7 protein-coding genes are annotated in these 19,907 nt (G+C 72.9%); 6 read left to right on the top strand and 1 reads right to left on the bottom strand.

Annotated features, from left to right (window positions below; genetic code table 11):
* Positions 1 to 6 precede the first annotated feature (6 nt).
* Positions 7 to 1,326, bottom strand: a complete 1,320-nt coding sequence (locus WMF14_RS37695) for an MFS transporter (protein WP_437794255.1) — start codon at positions 1,324 to 1,326, stop codon at positions 7 to 9.
* Positions 1,327 to 1,338: 12 nt separating this feature from the next.
* Here WMF14_RS37695 and WMF14_RS37700 point away from each other — a divergent pair, with 12 nt between their 5' ends.
* From WMF14_RS37700 to WMF14_RS37725, 6 genes are all read left to right on the top strand, one after another.
* Positions 1,339 to 2,166: a glycosyltransferase family 2 protein gene (locus WMF14_RS37700; protein WP_437794258.1), complete on the top strand. Its 828-nt coding sequence runs from the start codon at positions 1,339 to 1,341 to the stop codon at positions 2,164 to 2,166.
* A 1-nt stretch (position 2,167) separates the two neighbouring features.
* On the top strand, positions 2,168 to 3,628 hold the full coding sequence (locus tag WMF14_RS37705; protein WP_437794260.1) for a C45 family autoproteolytic acyltransferase/hydolase: 1,461 nt from the start codon (positions 2,168 to 2,170) through the stop codon (positions 3,626 to 3,628).
* A 414-nt stretch (positions 3,629 to 4,042) separates the two neighbouring features.
* Positions 4,043 to 6,574, top strand: a complete 2,532-nt coding sequence (locus tag WMF14_RS37710) for a cytochrome c peroxidase (RefSeq protein ID WP_437794263.1) — start codon at positions 4,043 to 4,045, stop codon at positions 6,572 to 6,574.
* 40 nt (positions 6,575 to 6,614) lie between these two features.
* Positions 6,615 to 7,256 carry a LolA family protein gene (locus tag WMF14_RS37715; RefSeq protein WP_437794265.1) on the top strand — a complete coding sequence of 214 codons (642 nt, stop codon included), beginning with the start codon at positions 6,615 to 6,617 and terminating at the stop codon, positions 7,254 to 7,256.
* 579 nt (positions 7,257 to 7,835) lie between these two features.
* A complete protein-coding gene (locus WMF14_RS37720; RefSeq protein ID WP_437794267.1) occupies positions 7,836 to 14,471 on the top strand; it encodes an amino acid adenylation domain-containing protein in 6,636 nt (2,211 codons plus the stop codon).
* 3 nt (positions 14,472 to 14,474) lie between these two features.
* On the top strand, positions 14,475 to 19,883 hold the full coding sequence (locus WMF14_RS37725; RefSeq protein WP_437794270.1) for an SDR family NAD(P)-dependent oxidoreductase: 5,409 nt from the start codon (positions 14,475 to 14,477) through the stop codon (positions 19,881 to 19,883).
* The last annotated feature ends 24 nt before the right edge of the window (positions 19,884 to 19,907 follow it).

Genomic DNA, 19,907 nt, shown 5'->3' on the forward strand with positions numbered 1-19,907 from the left:
GGGAGGCTAGCTGCGCTCGGTCTCGGGGGGCAAGGGAGGCGGCGCCGAGACCGCAGAGACCGCCGGGACCGCCGCGGCCCGCCGGCGCAGCATCCACTGCGCCCCGAGCCACGTGACGACGCCGGCCCCGAGGCCGAGCCAAGCGGAAGCCGCGGGGACGCCGGCGCGCTCCACCAGGACCGCACCGCCGAGCAACGTCGCGCACAGGCCCACCGTGAGGGCCAGGTTGTCGACGGCCGAGAGCCGGCCGACGAAGCGATCCGGCGAGAGCCGCTGGATCTCCGAGCTCGACAGCACCCAGTTCGCCCCGCTGCCCAGGCCCCACGCGAGCACGACCGCGAGCAGCGCCGCCGGGTGGCGGGTCACCGCGAACACCGCGATCGCACCGAACGTCACCCAGACGGCCCCGGTCGCCGCGCGCTCGCCCCGCAGTCCGCGGCGGACCAGCGCGACGCCGACCAGCGGGCCGACCCCCGTGCCCGCGCCGCGCACGCACTGGAGAACCCCCAGCGTGAGCGCGCCCGTGCCCGCGAAGGGGAGCTGCGTCGCGAGCAGGTTGAGCAAGAGGAGCGCTCCGCCGTTCGCCATGTGGACCGGCGTCTTCGCGAGCACCGCGTCGAGCAGCGGAGGACGCTCCCACGCGTGCCGCCACGCGAGCACCATGTCGCGGCGCACCGACGCGAGCGCCGACAGCATGCCGCCCTCCGCCGGCCGCCCCTCCGCCACCATCGGGGGGAGCCCCCGGAGGAACAGCGCCGACAGGCCGAACGACGCCGCGTCCAGGGCGAGCGCCGCCGCAGGGCCCAGCCCCGCGATCAGGCCGCCGAACGCCATCCCGACCGCGAACATGACGCTCCACGTCGCCGACGCGATCGCGTTCGCCTCGAGCAGCTCGTCCTCCTCGACGACATGGCGCAGCACCGCGCTCTGCGCCGGCAACCGCAGCGCGCCCACCGACGCGCGCGCGAAGACGAGGAGCTGCAGCCCGACCACGTTGCCGGCGACCGCGGCGCCCAGCATCCCGACCGTGAGCGCCCCCTGCACGACGCTCGTCGCGATGAGCAGCCACCGCCGATCGAGCCGGTCCGCGAGCACCCCCGCCACCGGCGCGAACAGCGCGATCGGGAGGTGATGCCCCACCATCACCAGCGCGAGCGCCACGACCCCGCCCCCCTCGCCCCCCAGCGCGAGCAGGCTCACAGCGACGAAGCTCATCCAGTCGCCGAGCAGCGAGACGACCTCGCTCATCCAGACACGACGGAACGCAGGACGGCAACGGAGCAGGAGCAGGCCAGGACGGCGCTCCGGGCGGCTGCCGCTGTTCATCCAGGGCACACCATGGTAATCGCGCTCTGTCTCATGCGGATCTGCGCCATCATTCCCGCCTACCAGGCCGAGCGCAACGTGGGGGACGTCACACGGGAGGCGCTCCGGGTCCATGGCCTGGCCGGCACCGTCATCGTGGTGGACGACGGATCGACCGACAGGACGGCCGAGCGGGCGCGCGCGGCCGGCGCCACGGTGCTGAGCCACCCGGAGAACCAGGGCAAGGGCGCCGCCCTGCGCACCGGGATGGAGTTCGCCCTCGCCTCAGGCTTCGACGTCGCGGTCACCATCGACGCGGATGGACAGCACCCGCCGGAGGAGGCGCGGCGCCTCATCGAGGCCGACGCCGACCCCGAGGCGCTGGTGCTCGGCATCCGGGATCTCGTGGGCGCAGGCGCGCCGCGCGCGAACCAGATCTCGAACCGGATCTCGAACTTCTTCCTCTCCCTCTTCGCCGGCCGCCCCTTCGCCGACACCCAGTGCGGCCTGCGCCGCTACCCGCTCCGGAAGACACTGTCGCTCGGCGCCCGCGACGAGGGGTACGCCTTCGAGGCGGAGATCCTCCTGCGCGCGGTGGCCGCCGGCGTCCGCCTCGTCGAGGTGCCGATCCGGGTCATCTACCCGCCCGAGGGCGAGCGGCTCACCCACTTCGACAGCGTGCGCGATCCGGCGCGGATCATCCGCCGGGTGGTGGCGACGCTCGCGCTGACGCGCGGGCTCCGCCACGTGCCGGCCGCGCCGACGCTGTCCCCGGACGACCCGGTCCGCCCGGCCACGGCGAGCGCGCTCGCCACGGAGCTCGACCCCCACCCGCGGCAGCCGGCGACGGCGCCTCCCTGATTTGCGGCCGTCGCGCCTCGCACGCCACCGCCGCAAGCTCCTCGCGGCCGCCGCGCTCCTCGCCGCGCCGGCCCTCGCGCACCTCGGCATCGCCGCCGCGACGCGGATCGAGCCGCCCCCGATCCGCGCGGCCGCCGGCGAGCCCGAGGCGGGGCCCGGAGGGCTGCGCGTGCTCGGCCCGGCCTACGTGCGCCGCCGCGGGCGGATCCTCGAGGCGCGCCTCTCCGGATCGCCGGAGGAGATCGGGCACCAGCACGGGCGGCTCTTCTACCCGGAGATGGTGAAGAACGAGGGGACCCTCTACGAGCAGTTCCACCACTACGTGCCCGTCGCCCCGCTCCGGTGGCTCATCATGGACCTGTCGCGCCTCGAGTTCCGCGACGTGGACCAGGGCATGACCGAGGGCGTGCGGCGCGAGATCGCCGCGCAGGCCCGCGCCTTCTCGCCCGACCCGTTCGACGGCGTCCTCCCCACGTACCACCGCTTCGTCTTCCTCCAGTCGCTCTACGACATCGCGCTGTCGTTCGAGCACTCGCCGCTCATCGGCTGCACGAGCTTCGCGCTCACCGGGACGGCGTCGGCGGACGGGCACGCGGTGCTCGCCCGCAACTTCGACTTCGAGGCCGGGCCCGTCTTCGACGAGGGCAAGGCGGTGTTCCTCGTCCACGAGCAGGGGAAGATCCCGTACGCCTCGGTGTCCTGGCCCGGCCTGATCGGCGCGGTGACGGGGATGAACGCCGCGGGCCTCGCGCTCGTCGTCCACGGCGGGCGGGCCGGCGAGCCGCGGGCGGCAGGAGAGCCGGTCGTCCACACGATGCGCGAGGTGCTCGGCCGCGCGCGCAATGTCGACGAGGCGCTCGCGATCCTCGAGGCGCGCGCGCCGATGGTCTCGCACCTCGTGATGCTCGTCGACGCGAGCGGCGAGGCGGCGATCGCCGAGCGGGCGCCCGGCGCGCCGCTGCACGCGCGCCGGGGCCGCGGCAAGGTGCCGCTCACCAACCACTTCGAGGGGCCGCTCGCCGGCGATCCGCGCAACCTCCGCGTCCTGGCCGAGACCTCGACCCGCCCGCGGCGCGATCGCCTCGACGAGCGGCTCGCGGCGCTGCCCGAGGGCGCGACGGTCGAGGCGGCGATCGACGTCCTGCGCGACAGGCGCGGGCGCGGCGGCGCGCCGCTGCCGCTCGGCGACCGGCGCGCGATCGACGCGCTCATCGCCACCCACGCGGTCGTCATGGACGCCACGGCGCGCGTCCTCTGGGTCAGCGAAGGCCCCCACCTCGCCGGCCGCTTCCTCCGCTTCGACCTCACCCGGCTGCTCGATCCGGCGTTCGACCCGGCGCTCGACACGGCCGAGCCCGACGCCATGCCCGAAGATCCGCTGCTCACGAGCGGCGACTACGCCGCCTGGGAGCGCGCCGGCTCCCCCCACGAAGGCGGTGAGCGCGGCAACGACAATCCTTAAATAAACAGACGCAACGAAATAACCGCTCCGTCCCTCGCGCAAGCGCGGCGGCGCCGTCTCCATGCCGTGACGCCGTGGTGGTGAGCGTGGCAAGCGTGGTGTGTGTGTGGCGAGCGAGCGCGACAGCCGCGCGCCCGGGATGGGCCTCATCCCGCGGCGAGCACGAAAGCGCCGCGCCGCCGCGCCGACGAGGGCCCTCCCCGCAGCGCAGCGGCGACACACCCGACGCGAAATCGCAATTATTTCGGCGTGGTTTCGGGGTGCCATCTCTTCACACGCCCGTACACCGGAGGTGGGACACCTCTCGTCCGGCGTGGCCTTACCGCAAGATTGCCTAGCGCGACCTTCCGTCCGACAATGCGATTCGGGGCGCCAAGGTCGCGGCATCGGAGCGGCGACCGGGTCGACCAGACCATGACGGACATCAACCTGATCAACACGACCCTCGATCAACGGTACCTCATCCTCGGGCTGCTCGGGGAAGGCGGGATGGGGGCGGTCTACGAGGCTCGGCACCTGGGCACGGGCCGCCGCGTCGCCGTCAAGGTGATCACGAGCAAGCTCGCGCAGGACGAGGCGGTGATGGCCCGCTTCGAGCGCGAGGCCAGGGCGGCCGGCGCGATCGACAGCGAGCACATCGCGAGCGTGCTCGATAGCGGCAGGGACCGCGCGACCGGCCTGCCCTTCCTCGTGATGGAGCTGCTCAACGGCGAGGACGTCGACCAGATGCTCCGGCGGCTCGGCCCCCTGCCGCCCGAGCTCGCGCTCTGCATCGTGGCCCAGGCGTGCATGGGCCTCATCAAGGCGCACGACGCGCGCGTCCTCCACCGCGACATCAAGCCGGCCAACCTGTTCCTGGCGCGGCGCGACGGGGGCGAGTACTCGGTCAAGCTGCTCGACTTCGGCGTCGCCAAGATCCAGGCCGACGACTCGTTCGAGCACCACCAGGAGCTCACGGCCACGAGCAACCTGATCGGCTCGCCCATCTACATGTCGCCCGAGCAGGCGCGCAACATGCGGGACGTCGACGGCCGGACCGACGTCTGGTCGCTCGGCATCGTCCTCTTCAAGATGCTCGCCGGGCGCACCCCCTACAGGAACTCGCGGGGGCTCGGCGAGCTCATCGTCGCGATCTGTTCGACCCCGGCGCCGCCCATCCAGAGCCTGGCGCCCTGGGTGCCGTACGAGGTCTCCGAGATCGTCGCGCGCGCGCTCCAGATCGACAGGAACCTGCGCTTCCAGAGCGCGGCGGAGATGCTCGACGAGTGCCGGATGCTCCTGCCGCACGGCATCTCGATCCACGAGAGCATGCTGCGGCCCCTGCCCGACTCGGTGCAGGCCGACGCCCCGCCGCCCTCGCAGGGGCCGCCGAACCCCGACGCCCCGACGCGGCGCCCGCCCACGCCCGTGGGGACGCCCCGCAGCTGGCAGAACAGCGCGGAGCTCTCGCGGCGCACGCCGACGCCCGCGGGCACGTCCCGCAGCTGGCCGGACCCCGGCGAGATCTCGACGCGGCGCCCGCCCACGCCCGTGGGGACGCCCCGCAGCTGGCCCGAGCACGTCACGCACAGCGGGCCCCTCGGCCAGAGCGGGCAGCACCACGCGACCCAGAGCGGCCACCACGCGACCCAGAGCGGCCACCACGCGACCCCGCACGGCCTCCTGATCCGCGGGTTCCCGGACGGCTCGCCGCCATCGAGGACGGTCTCGGGCACCTCCGTGCCCTTCCAGAAGACGATCATCGTGGCGGGCGACCAGCCCACCGCCCACGTGCGCCCCCGCAGCAGGGCGGCCCCGCTCGTGGCGGCGGCGGCGCTGGTCGCGGCGACGGGCGCCGGCGTCGGCGCCTGGCTCGTGCAGAAGACGACGGCGGCAGCGTCCGCTCCGGCGACCGGCGGGACGCAGCCCGCGCCGGCGGCCGCCGCGGCGCCGGGCGCGGCCACCGCGGCGCCGGGGGCGGCCGCGGCCCCGGCCGAGCCGGCCGTGCAGATCGATCCGGAGCGGCTCGGGAGCTTCAACCCGCTGCCGGCGGTCATCACGTCCTCGAGCAACCCGCTCACGGACGAGAAGATCAACCTCGGCCGGATGCTCTACTACGACACGCGGCTCTCGAAGAACCACGACCTCGCGTGCAACTCGTGCCACCCGCTCGACCGCTACGGCGCGGACGGGGCGAAGGTGTCGATCGGGCACGCCCACCAGAGCGGCCGCCGCAACACGCCGAGCGTGTACAACTCCGCGGGGTTCTTCTCGCTCATGTGGGACGGGCGCTTCGACAACGTCGAGGCCCAGGCCAACGGGCCGATGATGAACCCGAGCGAGATGGCGATGACGCCGGTGCGGCTGGAGGCGACGCTGCGCTCCATCCCGGAGTACGTGAAGGCGTTCGGCAGGGCGTTCCCGAACGATCCGTGGCCCGTCAACGCGAACAACACCGCGAAGGCGATCGGCGCGTTCGAGCGCAAGCTGATCACGCGCGGGCGGTGGGACCAGTTCCTCGAGGGGGAGCCCGAGGCCCTGACCAACGCGGAGAAGGAAGGGTTCAACACGTTCGTCGAGGTCGGCTGCGTGACGTGCCACTTCGGCCCGCACGTCGGGGCGACGATGTTCCAGAAGCTCGGCCTCGTGCGGTCGTGGCCGGACACGATGGACCGCGGCGTCTTCGAGATCACGAAAAAGCAGGCCGATTTCATGGTCTTCCGGGTGCCGACGCTCCGCAACGTGGCCATGACGGCGCCGTACTTCCACGACGGGTCCGTCTCGTCGCTGCAGGAGGCGGTGCGGCTCATGGGCAAGCACCAGCTCGGCAAGGACCTTTCCCATACCCAGGTCGAGCAGATCGTGGTGTGGCTGAAGAGCCTGACGGGCGAGCTCCCGAAGGAGTACATCGCGAAGCCGGACCTGCCCGAGAGCGGGCCCAACACGCCGAAGCCCATTGCGGATTGAGCGCGGCGCGCTCGTCTGACATGAGGAGGACGAGGCGAGGATGCAGCGACGATCTTTCTTGATGGGGCTCGCGGCGTGCGGCGGGGCGATGTCGCTCGGCAGCCGCGCGCGCGCGGACGAGGTGGGCGACGCGCTCGCCGAGATCACGCGGGCGCGCGCGTCGGTGAAGACGCTGGTCGCGCCGTTCACGCAGGAGCGGAGCATCGGCCTGCTGGCGACGGCGGTGAAGAGCGACGGCGAGATGACGCTGGTGCTGCCCGACCGGCTCCGCTGGGAGCTGAAGCCGCCGGACGCGATCACCTACTGGATCACGCCCGAGGGGTTCGGCTTCGCGACGCCGAAGGGCGCGGCGGGCGCGGGGCGGGGCGCGGCGGGGCGCTTCGGGGCGGTGCTGTCGGACCTCCTGGTGCTGCTCGGCGGCGACCTCGGGAAGCTGCGGGCGCGCTACGATCTGTCGATCCCGAGCCGCGCGGACGGGATCACGCTGGCGGCGCGGCCGCGGGCCGAGGAGGTCGCGAAGCACGTGCGCAGCCTCGAGATGACCTCGGGGCCGGAGCTGTGGTCGGTGCGGCGCGTGGTCATCGAGGAGCGGAACGGCGACCGGAGCGTCATCGCGTTCGGCAAGGTGGCGCGCGACGTGAGCGTGGATCCGGCGCGGATGAAGGCGCCGAAGCAGGGCTGAGCGGGCGCGCGGGCGGCGGGCGTGCGGGCGGCGCGCGTGGCGTCGAGGACGCGCGCGCCGTCCGACCAGGAGCAGCGCTTCGAGAGGCCATCGTCGCTCGGCCCGAGGGCGGCTGTGCGCCGCGCGCGGGCCATTCGCCAGTTTGCGACAGATCGAGCGTGTGATCTCGTCATGCGACCGGGCTCGTCGGTCGGCGTCGTTCTACACAATAAATAACACTATTTAACGATTGCTCCCCTGCGAGGCGATCATGCGGTGAGCGCGCCTAGCACATCACCGCGCCACAGACCTCTTCCGCATCGTCAGGTGATGTCATGCTCCGTCGATGGGTGGGCTAGACAAGCCCTCTCCTTCGTGTCATGACCTGCGCCCGTTGCTCGAGCGTTCCCCGTAACCCACGATCCTCTCGGGCTCGCAGCGAAGCGAGCGCCGAGCCCGGTGAATCACCTCGACCGTTGGCGCACACTGCATCTCCCGCAAAGCATTCGATGCGCTGCGGGCCGCATGCATCGATTCGATGGGTGAAGCGCCTGGGTGCGCGCAGGCGGTCTTGCGTGCTTGAATCGAAAGGAACCGTTCGTGACACTTGGCATGACTTTTTCTGGGCATACGCCCGGCGCCGCACAGGATGACCTGTCTGGATCTCGGAGCGCCCTGACGTCACTGCCTGAGCTGCTCGCTCGCCGCGCGGAGGAGCTCGGCGACGCGCCCGCGTACGTCCATCTCCACGAAGGCGAGGAGGAGACGGCGGCGCTCTCGTTCGCCGCGCTCCACGCCCGCGCTCGAACGATCGCCGCCTTCCTCCGGGCGCGCTATCCGCCGAAGAGCCGCGTGCTCCTCCTGTTCGCGCCTGGGCTCGAGTTTATCGAGGCGTTCTTCGGCTGCCTGCTGGCGGACATGGTGGCTGTCCCCACCTCGCTGCCACGGCCGAATCGGACGGAGTCTCGGTTCGACGCCATCACGGCCGACTGTGCCCCTGCGTGCGCGCTCGCCGCGGGAGCGGCGCCGCGGGAGCGGAGCGGGTCGACGTCGCGCTCCGGGCTCGCCGTTCACACGCTGGAGGAGTGCTCCTCGGGCGCCGACGCCGGACGCGCGGGCGGCGCGCGCGTCGTCGAGGACGCGCGCGGCGGCCGCGGCACGACAGACGACGTCGCGTACCTGCAATATACCTCCGGCTCGACCTCCAGCCCCAAGGGCGTGATGGTCAGCCATCGCAACGTCCTGCAGAACTGCCGCATGCTCGCCGAGGGGTTCGGGATCGCGCGCGGCGACACCTTCGTCAGCTGGCTGCCCCACTTCCACGATCTGGGGCTGATCCACGGGATCATGCTGCCGCTCTTCGTGGGCGGCAGATGCATCAGCATGCCTCCGGCGTCGTTCATCTTCCGGCCCATGCGCTGGCTCGAGGCGCTGTCGCGCCACCGCGGCCACCACAGCGCGGCTCCGAACTTCGCCTTCGATCTCTGCGTGACGAGCTCGACCGCCGAGCAGCGCGCCCGGCTCGACCTGTCCGCATGGAAGACGGTGATCAACGGGGCCGAGCCCGTCCGCGCGGGGACCCTCGCGCGCTTCATCGAGGCCTTCGCGCCGAGCGGATTCCGGCCCGACGCCCTACGGCCCTCCTATGGCCTGGCCGAGGCGACGCTGGGGGTCAGCGTCTCGCCGAGGCGTCCGCCGCGCGTCGTCACGATGAGCTCCACGGAGCTGCAACAGGGGCGGGCGCGCGCCTGCGCCGCGGCGGAGCCGGACGCACAGGAGCTCGTGAGCTGCGGCCGGCCCCTGCCCGGCACGCGCGTCGCGATCGTCGATCCAGCCAGCGGAGCGGCCGCGCCAGATCTGCAGGTAGGCGAGGTGTGGGTCGAGAGCAGCGCGGTGGTGAGCGGCTACTGGAAGAACCCGGAGGCGACGAGCGCCTCGTTCGGCGCGCGGCTGCGCGGGGCGGGCGACCTGCGCTTCCTGCGGACCGGCGATCTCGGCTTCTTGCAGGAGGGAGAGCTGTTCATCACAGGGCGGCTCAAGGACGTCATCATCGTCCGGGGACGCAATTACTATCCGCAGGACATCGAGCTCGCTGTGTGCTCCGCCCACGAGGCCTTTGCGCCCGACGGGGGAGCAGCCTTCTCCGTGGGCGTCGAGGATGGGCTGAGCCTCCCCGCCGAGGAGCCCGAGGCGATCGTCGTCTGCCAGGAGATCAAGCGCGGGCAGCGCGGGCTCGATCTCGAGGCGCTCGCGCGCGCCGCTCGGCGCGCCGTGGCGCAGCAGTTCGGGCTCCCGGTGCACGCGGTCGTGCTCCTCCCCCCGCGCCGCCTCCCCAAGACCACGAGCGGGAAAGTGCAGCGGAGGGCGTGCAAGGCGGCCTTTCTGCGCGGCGAGCTGGAGCCCCTCGGCGTGTTCCACGGCGCGAACGCGCGCGATGGCGTGGCCGCGGCCCAGGACGGGGCCTCCGCGACGGGGGGCGCGCAGCCCAGCGGATCGAGCTGTACCGCGCGCCTCGGGGCGCTCGTGGGAGACGTCCTTCAGGTCGACAGCGCGCAGCTGCGCTGGGACGTGCCGCTCGTCGAGATCGGGCTCGAGTCGGTCAAGGCGATCCAGCTTGCGGAGCGCATCGCGGGGCTCAGCGGCAGGCAGATCTCGCCGGCGAGCTTGATCGAGGGAATCACGCTGACCGAGCTGTCGCGCCTGCTCGCCGGGCCGCTCTCGCCCGGTGGCCGCGAGGGAGAGGCTCCCGTCGTCAGCCCAGGCGACGACGACCCGGGCGCGCCCTTTCCCCAGACCGACGTTCAGCGGGCGTATCTGGTCGGGCGCGAGAGCGCCTTCGACCTCGGGGGAGTCGGCTGTCACGGCTACCTCGAGCGGGAGTGCGATGGGCTGGATCTCGAGCGCTTCGAGCGAGCGTGGAATCGGGTCATCGCGCGGCACGGGATGCTCAGGGCCGTGTTCACCGGAGACGGGCTCCAGCGGGTGCAGCGGACGGTGCCCCGCTTCGAGCCGAAGATCTGGGATCTCCGCGCGATGACGCCGGCCGACGCCGGCCGGGCGCTCGAGGACATCCGTCATCGGCTGTCCCACCGCGTGTTCGCGCCCACGGAATGGCCCCTGTTCGACGCCGCCGTGTCGCTCCTTCCAGACGGCCGGCGCCGCGTGCACATCAACCTGGATCTCCTCGCGCTCGACGCCTGGAGCTGCGGGATCGTCTCGCGCGATCTGGAGCGCTTCTACGAGCAGCCCGAGCTCGAGCTCCCGCCGCTCGGCGTGACCTTCCGGGACTGCATCGTCGATGCGGAGCGCCATCGACAGACAGCCGATCACGAGCGCTCGCTCGCGTTCTGGCGCGAGCGCGTGGCGAGCCTCCCCCCGGCGCCCGACCTGCCGCTCGCCGGGAAGCCTCGAGACGTCACGCCGCCCCGGTTCGTGCGGCACAAGGGGCGCCTCGATAGGGCTGCGTGGGAATCGCTGAAGAGCCGGGCGAAGGCGAGCCGCCTCACGCCTTCGGCCGTCGTCCTCGCGGCGTTCGCCCAGGTGCTCGGGAAGTGGAGCGCCCGCCCGGAGTTCTCGCTCACGCTGACGTCGTTCGAGCGCCCGCGGCTGCACGAGGACGTCGCGGCGATCGTCGGCGACTTCACCACGGTGGTGCTCGTGGGCTTCGACGTCGGCGGGCGCAAGGCGGTGTCCGAGCTGGCGCGCGCCACCCAGGATCAGATCTGGAGGGCGATCGAGCACCGGCGCGCGGGGGCGATCCCGGCGCTCCGCCAGGCGCACGCGCCGAGCGTCCCCGTGGTGTTCACGAGCCTGCTGGGCCAGGGAGGGGCCGAGCCACAGTCGCTGTTCTCCTGGCTCGGCAAGGAGGTCTTCATGGTCACCCAGACACCGCAGGTGTGGCTCGATCATCAGGTGACCGAGGACCAGGGAGAGCTCGCGTTCTCCTGGGATGTCGTCGAGGGGCTCTTCCCCGAGGGGATGGTCGGCGCGATGCTCGAGTCCACTCTGGATCTGCTCACCCGTCTGGCGCACGGCGACGAGGCGCTCCAGCGGGCGAGGGTCGCGCTCCCGGTCGCGCAGCAGGAGGCGCGCGCCCGGATGAACCGGACGCAGCGGCCCGCGCCGGAGGAGCTGCTCCACGCGGCGTTCCTCCGGAGCGCGGCGGTCCGCGGCGGGTCGCCCGCGGTGATCGCGCCCGAGGGGAGCATCACGTACGGGGAGCTCGACCGGCAGAGCAACGCCCTCGGCCGCGCCTTGCGGGGCCGCGGCGCGCGCCCCGATACCCTCGTCGCCGTCGCCTGCGAGAAGGGCATCGCGCAGGCGCTCGGGGCGCTCGGCGTCCTCAAGTCGGGGGCTGCCTACCTTCCCATCGATCCGTCGTGGCCCAGAGAGCGGCTCTGGGGGATCCTGGCGCAGGGCGAGGTGCAGATCGTCCTCACCCAGGCGCGGTTCGCGGAGCCGGCCCGGTGGCCTGCGGGGACGATCGTCGTGCCCCTGGACGCGCCAGGCGGACTGTCAGAGGACGAGTCGCCCCTCGAGGCCGTTCAGCGGCCCGACGATCTGGCTTACGTCATCTTCACCTCGGGCTCGACAGGGCGGCCGAAGGGCGTGGCGATCGATCACCGCGGCGCCGTGAACACCCTCGCTGACGTGAACGCGCGCCTCGGCGTGAACGCGTCCGATCGTGTCCTGTCGCTCTCGTCGCTCGCCTTCGATCTGTCGGTCTACGACCTCTTCGGCCTGTGGGCGGCGGGGGGCGCGGTGGTGCTGCCCGAGCCGGGCCGGCTGCGCGATCCCGGCCACTGGGAGGAGCTGATGTCCCGGCACGGCGTGACGCTGTGGAACACCGTCCCGGCGCTCATGCAGATGCTCGTGGAGCACCGGGCGGAGCGCCCGGGCGCCCCCGCGCCCCTGCGCGCCGTGCTCCTCAGCGGGGACTGGATCCCGGTGACCCTGCCCGATCGCATCCGCGAGGCGTTCCCGGGCGCGTCGGTGCTGAGCCTCGGCGGGGCGACGGAGGCGTCGATCTGGTCGATCGCCTATCCGATCACCCGCGTGGATCCGAGCTGGAAGAGCATCCCTTACGGCAAGCCGCTCGCGAACCAGCGGTTCCACGTGCTCGACGGGGCGATGGAGCCGTGTCCCGACGGGGTGCCCGGGCGCCTCTACATCGGCGGCATGGGCCTCGCGCGCGGCTACTGGCGGGACGAGGAGAGGACGCGCGAGCGCTTCGTGACACACCCGGAGACCGGAGAGCGGCTGTACTGGACCGGCGACCTGGGACGCTGTCTGCCGGACGGGAACATCGAATTCCTGGGACGCGAAGACTTCCAGGTGAAGATTCAAGGGCACAGGATCGAGCTCGAGGAGATCGAGGCCGCGCTGCTGCAGCACCCCGACGTGGCGAGCGCCGCTGTCTCGGTGGGGAGCACGGCGAGCGGTGGAAAGCGGCTCATCGCCCATGTCGTTCCGGCCCCGGGCAAGGCGCTCGAGGCGCCCGCGCTGCGGGCGTTCATCGCCTCGAAGCTCCCGGACTACATGGTGCCGAGCGCCTTCGTGGAGGTGCACCGCCTCCCCCTCACCAGCAACGGCAAGGTCGATCGCAGCGCCCTTCCGGATCCAGCGCGGGAGTCCGGCGTGGAAGAGCAGGTCATCGCGCCTCCGCGGGACAATGCGGCAGATCCGGGGCTCGCGCCCGGGGTCGAGGCGCTGCTCCGCGAGCACCCGAGCGTCGCGGCAGCGAGGGTGGAGCGCGCCGCGGGCGAGCGCGCCGGGCTGGTCGCGTACGTGACGGCCCGGGAGGGCGCAGCGGACCCGGAGGTCCCCTTGCTGCAGGATCCGATCGCGAAGCTGAAGTTCAAGCTGAGCAAGCCGGCGCAGCGCGACGATCTCGCCGGGGCCGCCATCCCCCTGATCGCGCGCGCGCGCACGGACGAGGATCTCTCGGCGTTCGCGCGGCGGCGCAGCTATCGCCAGTTCCGGAGCGAGCCCATCGCCTTCGAACGTCTGGCGCGCTTCCTGAGGCAGCTGTCTCCGGTGAGGCTGCCGGGTTATCCGCTCGCCAAGCAGCTCTACGCCTCGGCGGGCAACCTGTATCCGGTGCACGTGTACCTGTATGTGAAGCCGGATCGGATCGAGCGGGTCCCCGGAGGCACGTACTACTTCCACCCGGAGCGCGAGCAGCTGGTCGCGATCCAGCCCGGCGCGCACATCGACCGCTCGGTCCACGGGGGCCCCAACGGGCAGGCGTTCGACAGCTCGGCATTCAGCGTGTACCTCGTGGCGGATCTAGGCGCCATCGAGCCGGTGTACGGCAGCCGGGCGCGGGATCTGTGCCTCATGGAGGCCGGCGTCATCGCCCATCTGCTCGAGTCGACGGCGCCGGATCACCAGATCGGCCTCTGTCAGACCGGCGGATTCGATTTCGCGCAGGTCGCCCACCTCTTCCAGGTCGGCCCGCGCCACGAATACCTCCACGGCCTCGTCGGGGGGGCCATCTCGGACGCGGACACCACCCTCGAGGCGCTGGCCCGCGAGTCGGCGGCGCTGGCGGCCATGGTCGACGCCGCGACGCGCGCCGCGCCGCCGCAGGGCGCCGCCCTGGCGAGGCCGGAGCGGCCGCGCGATGGGCTCGCGCGGGCGCTCTCGTCGTACGTCGCGGAGCGCTGGGCGGAGGAGCCCGTCAGGGTGGTCGTCGTCGACAGGCTCCCTGGCCCGGCGGAGAGCGCGCAGCGGTCAGCCCCGGAGGGCGCGCAGCGGTCAGCCCCGGAGGACGCGCCGCCGCCCGCAGAGCGAGCCTGGGCGAGGCCCGCCGCGGCGGCGAGCGACGGGCTGGAGAGCGCCATTGCCAGCATCTGGGCCGAGGTGCTGAGACGCCCGCGCGTCGGTCACGACGACAACTTCTTCGACCTCGGGGGCGATTCGCTCCTGCTCGTCAGCATGGCGCGCAGCCTCCGCGAGCGCTTCAGCCGCGATGTTCCCCTTGTGCACCTGTTCGAGCATCCGACGGTGTCCCAGCAGGCGGCGTACCTGAGGACGCTCGGGGTGAACGCGCCCTCCTCGGCGAAAGGCGAGGATGCGGCGGCGCCCGGGGCCGCGCCGGGCGCGGCGGAGGGCGCCCGGTTCGACGCCATCACCGCGCGCGCCCGGCGGCAGCGCGAGCGCGGCCTGGAGCGGCGCGAGCTCGCGCCGTCCGCGTCGGAGCAGGCCTCGCGCCAGGGCAAGCCGGAGGATTGAACGATGCAGGACCTCGGAGATCTGCGCGACGCCATCGCGATCGTCGGGCTGAGCGGGCGGTTCCCGCAGGCGAACGATCCGGAGGCGTTCTGGAGGAACCTGCGCGATGGCAGGGAGTCCATCGCCCGCTTCACGGAAGAGGAGCTGATCGCCGCCGGGGTCCCTCGCGCCCAGGTGAGGGATCCGGGCTACGTCAAGGCGCGACCTTGCCTCGACAGGCCGGAGTGGTTCGACGCCGACTTCTTCGGATACAGCGAGCGGGAGGCGCAGTGGATCGATCCGCAGCAGCGGCTGTTCCTCGAGTGCGCGTACGAGGCGCTCGAGGACGCAGGTCACGACGCCGAGCGGTTCCCCGGCTGGATAGGCGTCTTCGCCGGCGCCAAGATGAACTCGTATCTCCTCTCGCACCACCGCGCGCTGCTCCAGAAGTTCGAGTCCTCCGAGGCGATGCAGCTCCTGATCGCGAGCGACAAGGACTACCTGACGACGCGCGTCGCGTACAAACTCAACCTCAAGGGACCGAGCATCAGCGTCCAGACGGCCTGCTCCACAGGGCTCGCGGCGGTCCATCAAGCATGCCAGAGCCTGCGCGCGGTCGAGTGCGACATGGCGATCGCGGGCGCGGCGTCGGTGATGTTCCCGGAGCGGCGCGGGTACTTCTACGAGAAGGGCGGGCCATGCTCCCCCGACGGCCACTGCCGTCCTTTCGACGCCGACGCCGCGGGGACCGTGTTCGGCGACGCGGTCGGGGTCGTCGTGCTGAGGCGGCTCGAGGACGCGATCGCGCAGGGCGATTTCATCCACGCGATCGTCCTCGGGTCCGCGACGAACAACGACGGCTCCGCCAAGGTCGGGTACACCGCCCCGAGCGTCGACGGGCAAGCCTCGGTGATCGTGATGGCGCACGAGGTGGCCGGCGTCCGGCCGGACACCATCGACTACGTCGAGGCGCACGGGACCGGCACGTCGCTCGGCGACCCCATCGAGGTCCGCGCCCTGGAGCAGGCCTTCCGGCGCGCCGCCGCCCCGCTCCGCCGGTGCGTCCTCGGATCGGTGAAAGGGAACGTGGGCCACTCGAACACGGCGGCCGGCATCGTCGGGCTCATCAAGACGGTGCTGGCGCTCCGGCACGCGCAGATCCCGGCCACGCTCCACTACCGGCGGCCCAACGCGGAGATCGACTTCGACAGCTCCCCTTTCTATGTGAACACGGAGCTCCGCGCCTGGCCGAGGGACAACGGCCCTCGGCGAGCGGGCGTGAGCTCGTTCGGGATCGGAGGGGCCAACGTGCACGCGGTCCTCCAGGAAGGGCCGGTCTATCACCCGACCCCCGGCGGAGAGAGCGAGATCCTGGCGCTGTCGGCCCGGAGCGAGGCCGCCCTGGCAGCGATGCGATCGCGCCTCGCGGAGCACCTCGAGGGGCACCCGGAGATCTCCTTGCGCGACGCGGCGTTCACGCTGCTCGAGGGGAGGCGGAGGTTCCCGCACCGCGATTTCGTCGTCGCGTCGTCGTCGCCCGACGCCGTCGCGCGGCTGCGCGCGCCCAGGCCGGGGCGAGGGGCGCGGACCGGCACCGCCGGCGTGGTGATGCTGTTCACCGGCCAGGGGAGCCAGCACCCTGGAATGGGCCGGTCGCTATACGAGGAGCACGCCGTCGTCCGGGAGACCCTGGACGAGTGCGCGGAGCGGCTCCGGCCGCACCTTGGCCGCGATCTGAGAGCGCTGCTGTTCAACGGCCCGGCCGAGGAGCTCCGGGAGACGGAGGTCGCTCAGCCAGCGTTGTTCGCCGTCGAGTACGCCGCGGCGCGGTTGCTCGAGTCGTGGGGAGCGCGCGCCGAGGCGCTCCTCGGGCACAGCGTCGGCGAGCTCGTGGCGGCCTGCGTCGCGGGGGTGTTCTCGCTCGAGGACGCGCTCCGGGCGGTCGCGGTGCGCGCGAGGTTGATGCAGTCGCTGCCGCGCGGGGCGATGCTCGCGGTGCCGCTGTCCGAGGGGGCAGCGCTCGAGAGCCTGCCACAAGCGCTGTCGCTCGCCGCGGTGAACGGGCCCGAGCTGTGCGTCGTCTCCGGCCCCGAGGCGGCCATCGCGAGGTACGAGGCGCAGCTCGGCGCGCGCGGGATCAAGGGACGCCGGCTCCAGACCTCCCACGCGTTCCACTCCGCCGCGACCGAGCCGATCCTGGACGAGTTCCGCAGGGCCATGGCGGGGATCACGCTGCGCGAGCCCCGGATTCCCCTCCTCTCCAACGTCACCGGCGGGTGGATGACGGGCTCGATGGCGCGGAGCGCCCAGTACTGGGCTGACCACCTGCGGCGCGCGGTCCGCTTCGGCGACGGCGTCAAGGCGGCGCTCGAGGGCGAAGGACCGCATCTGTTCGTGGAGGTCGGGCCCGGCTCGACGCTGTGCTCGCTCGTGCGCACGCAGCTCGGGGGGAGCGCGGAGAGCGCTGCCGTTCCGCTGCTGCCCGGGCCGGGCGACGCCGGGAAGGGCCGGCGCGTGCTGCTCGAGGCGGCCGGCGAGCTGTGGGCGCGCGGCGCCGACCTGCGCTGGCAGGCGGTATTCCCGGACGCCCGGGCGCGCCGCGTCCCATTGCCGACCTATCCCTTCGAGCGGAGGCGCCACGCGGTCGAGGACGAGCTGCCGGAGCCGTCCACGGGCGCGGCGGAGACGATGGCCCCCGAGGGCGCGGAGGACACCGGGGGAGCGCGGCTGTTCCGGCTCCGCTGGTCTCGTCTCCATGAGGCCGCCCCGGTATCCCGGCTCGAGAACGGGGCGCCGTGGCTGCTCCTCACCGACGCAGACGAGGGCGCGGGCGCGCTGGAGGCGCACGTCCGCGGCTCGGGCGCTCGCGTGATCACCGCGCGCCCCGGGCCGGCGTTCGCCGCGTCGGGCGACCTCGCGTTCGTCCTGCGCCCTGACAGCGAGGAGGATCTCCGGGCGCTGCTCTCGACCCTCGACGGGCAAGGCCTCTTTCCCGGACGCATCGTCCACCTGTGGAGCGCGCTGGGGGGGCCGGGCGAGGGCGCTGAAGCGATCTTGCGGAGGGGCTTGCTCAGCGTGTGCGCCGTCTCGCGGAGCCTCGGCGCCGCGCCGCCAGGGGCGGGAATCGAGCTCGCGATCGTGACCCGGGGAGCCCACGCGATCGCCGGCGAGACGACCCCTTCGCCGGACCACGCCGCGCTCGTCGGCCTCTGCCGCAGCCTGGGCAACGAGCTCGCCGGCGTCCGCTGTCGCGCCGTCGATGTGGTCCCGCCGCGCGACGGGGAGGCCGCCACATCGTGGGCGCGGGCCCTCTTCCGGGAGCTCGCGGGCGAGCCGGAGCACGACCTCGTGCTGCTGCGCGCGCAGCAGCGCTGGGTGCCCGCGTTCCAGGCGATCCTCCCTCCATCGCCGGCCGCGGAAGCGTCGCGCTTGCGGCGCGGGGGCGTCTACCTGATCACGGGCGCCTTCGGCGGGATCGGGCTGCGCCTTGCCGAGCACCTCGCGCGCGCCTGGGCGGCGAAGCTCGTGCTGATGGGGAGGACGCCGCTCCCGCCGCGATCGGAGTGGTCGAGCTACCGGGAGCGCGACGGGGCGCTGGCCGCGACCGCGGAGATCCTCGAGGCGCTCGGGCGGATGGAGGCGGAGGGCACGGAGCTCGTCGTCGCCCCCGGGGACGTCGCCGAGCCGCAGGACGTGGCGCGCGTCTTCGCCGAGGCGAGGGCCCGCTTCGGGCGCATCGACGGGATCTTCCACGGCGCCGGGATCCCGGGCGCCGGCCCGCTCGAGGCGCGGACGAACGAGGAGATCTGCCGGGTGCTGTCGCCGAAGACCACCGGGACACGGAACCTCGCCGACCAGCTCGGGCGGGAGGGAGAGCAGCCCTTCCTCGTGCTGTTCTCATCGACGTTCTCGCACCTCGGGGCGATCGGACAGGCGGACTACGCCGCCGCGAATGCGTACCTCGACGCCTTCGCCGGGGCGTACCAGAGCGCGACCGGCAACCCGAGCTTCGCCATCGCCTGGGACGGCTGGGAGCAGATCGGGATGGCGGCGCGGGCCGGGATCACCCGGCCAGGGCCGTTGCCGCCTGGGCCAGGGTCGAGCCTCCGGGGGCACCACCCGCTGATCGACCGGGTGGACGGCGCGGCGCCCGGGCCCCGGGTGTTCCACAAGCGGTTCAGCCTGGCGCGCGACTGGCCTGTCGCGGAGCACCGGACGCAGCGCGACGGGCTGGTCTCCGGCACGACCCTGCTCGAGATGGCGCGGGCCGCGGCCACGCTCGCGGGGAGGGGCGCCGTCGAGCTGCATGAGGTCCGCTTCCACACGCCCTGCCGCGTGGAGGACGGGGCGCCGCAGGACGTCTGTCTCGAGAGCGAGCAGCGCGGGGCGCGGACCGAGTTCTCGATCTTCGCCCCGGGCCCTGCCGGGGCCAGGGAGCGGCTCGCGTCGGGCACCTGGACGCCCGCGCTCGACGAGACGCGCGAGCACGCGCCTGTCGCGTCGATCCGGCGGCGCTGCCGCCCGGCGGCCGCGCGGCAGCTCTTCGAGGCCGTCAACGCGAGCGGCTTGCTCCGGTGGGGACCTCGCTGGGACTGCATCGAATCGCTCCATGTCGGGGAGGACGAGGCGCTCGCCGAGCTCGGCCTTCGCCCGGAGTTCGCGGCGGATCTGTCCGTGTACGGTCTGCACCCGGCGCTGCTCGACGTGGCCACCTCGGTGACCGCCGTGCTCGACCCTCGAGGGATCTACCTCCCCGCGGGGTACGGCCGCGTGGTCTGCCTGGCGCCGACTCCAGCGCGGCTGTTCAGCCATGTCCGCCTGCGCCGCGACGATACCGAGCCTGGCCGTGTGCTCTCCGCGGACGTGACCCTGCTCGACGAGCAGGGGCGGGTCATCGCCGATGTGACCCGCTTCGTCCTTCAGCGCGTCCACGGCGGCGCCGCCCTCGCCGCGCCGTCGCGAAGGGCGTCGCGCGGCATCGCCCCGGAGGACGGGATGAAGGCACTCGAGCAGATCCTCGCGCTCGCCGGGCCGGAGCAGATCGTGGTCTCGCCGCGCGACTTCCCGGCCCTCGCCGAGCAGCAGCGCCGCGCCCGGCTGGAGCCCTCCGCGAGCCCGCGGCGGCCCCTCGGCGACGACGAGCGGCCTCGCGACGAGATAGAGCGCGTTGTGTGCTCGCAGTGGGAGGAGCTGCTCGGCCGGCGGCCGATAGGCATCCACGACGAGTTCTTCAGCCTCGGCGGCCACTCGCTCCTGGCGATCCAGATCCTCTCGCGGATCAACGACGCGTTCGACGTCGATCTGCCGAAGCAGGACATGTTCGAGGGGGCGACCGTCGCCCGGCTCGCCGAGAAGATCACGAGCGCTCTCGCCGAGCGCCTCGCGGTGCTCGAGTCGATGACAGACGCGGCCGCGCCCGGCGAGCCGTCCTGAGCCGTGAACGCGCCAGAACCTTGG

The sequence above is a fragment of the Sorangium sp. So ce693 genome, assembly GCF_051521375.1.
In the GTDB taxonomy this organism is placed as follows: Bacteria; Myxococcota_A; Polyangia; order Polyangiales; family Polyangiaceae; genus Sorangium; species Sorangium atrum.

Coding starts and splice junctions, on each gene's coding strand:
- WMF14_RS37695 (WP_437794255.1), bottom strand. CDS start 1,326: ATGAACAGCGGCAGCCGCCCGGAGCGCCGTCCTGGCCTGCTCCTGCTC.
- WMF14_RS37700 (WP_437794258.1), top strand. CDS start 1,339: ATGGTAATCGCGCTCTGTCTCATGCGGATCTGCGCCATCATTCCCGCC.
- WMF14_RS37725 (WP_437794270.1), top strand. CDS start 14,475: ATGCAGGACCTCGGAGATCTGCGCGACGCCATCGCGATCGTCGGGCTG.
- WMF14_RS37710 (WP_437794263.1), top strand. CDS start 4,043: ATGACGGACATCAACCTGATCAACACGACCCTCGATCAACGGTACCTC.
- WMF14_RS37715 (WP_437794265.1), top strand. CDS start 6,615: ATGCAGCGACGATCTTTCTTGATGGGGCTCGCGGCGTGCGGCGGGGCG.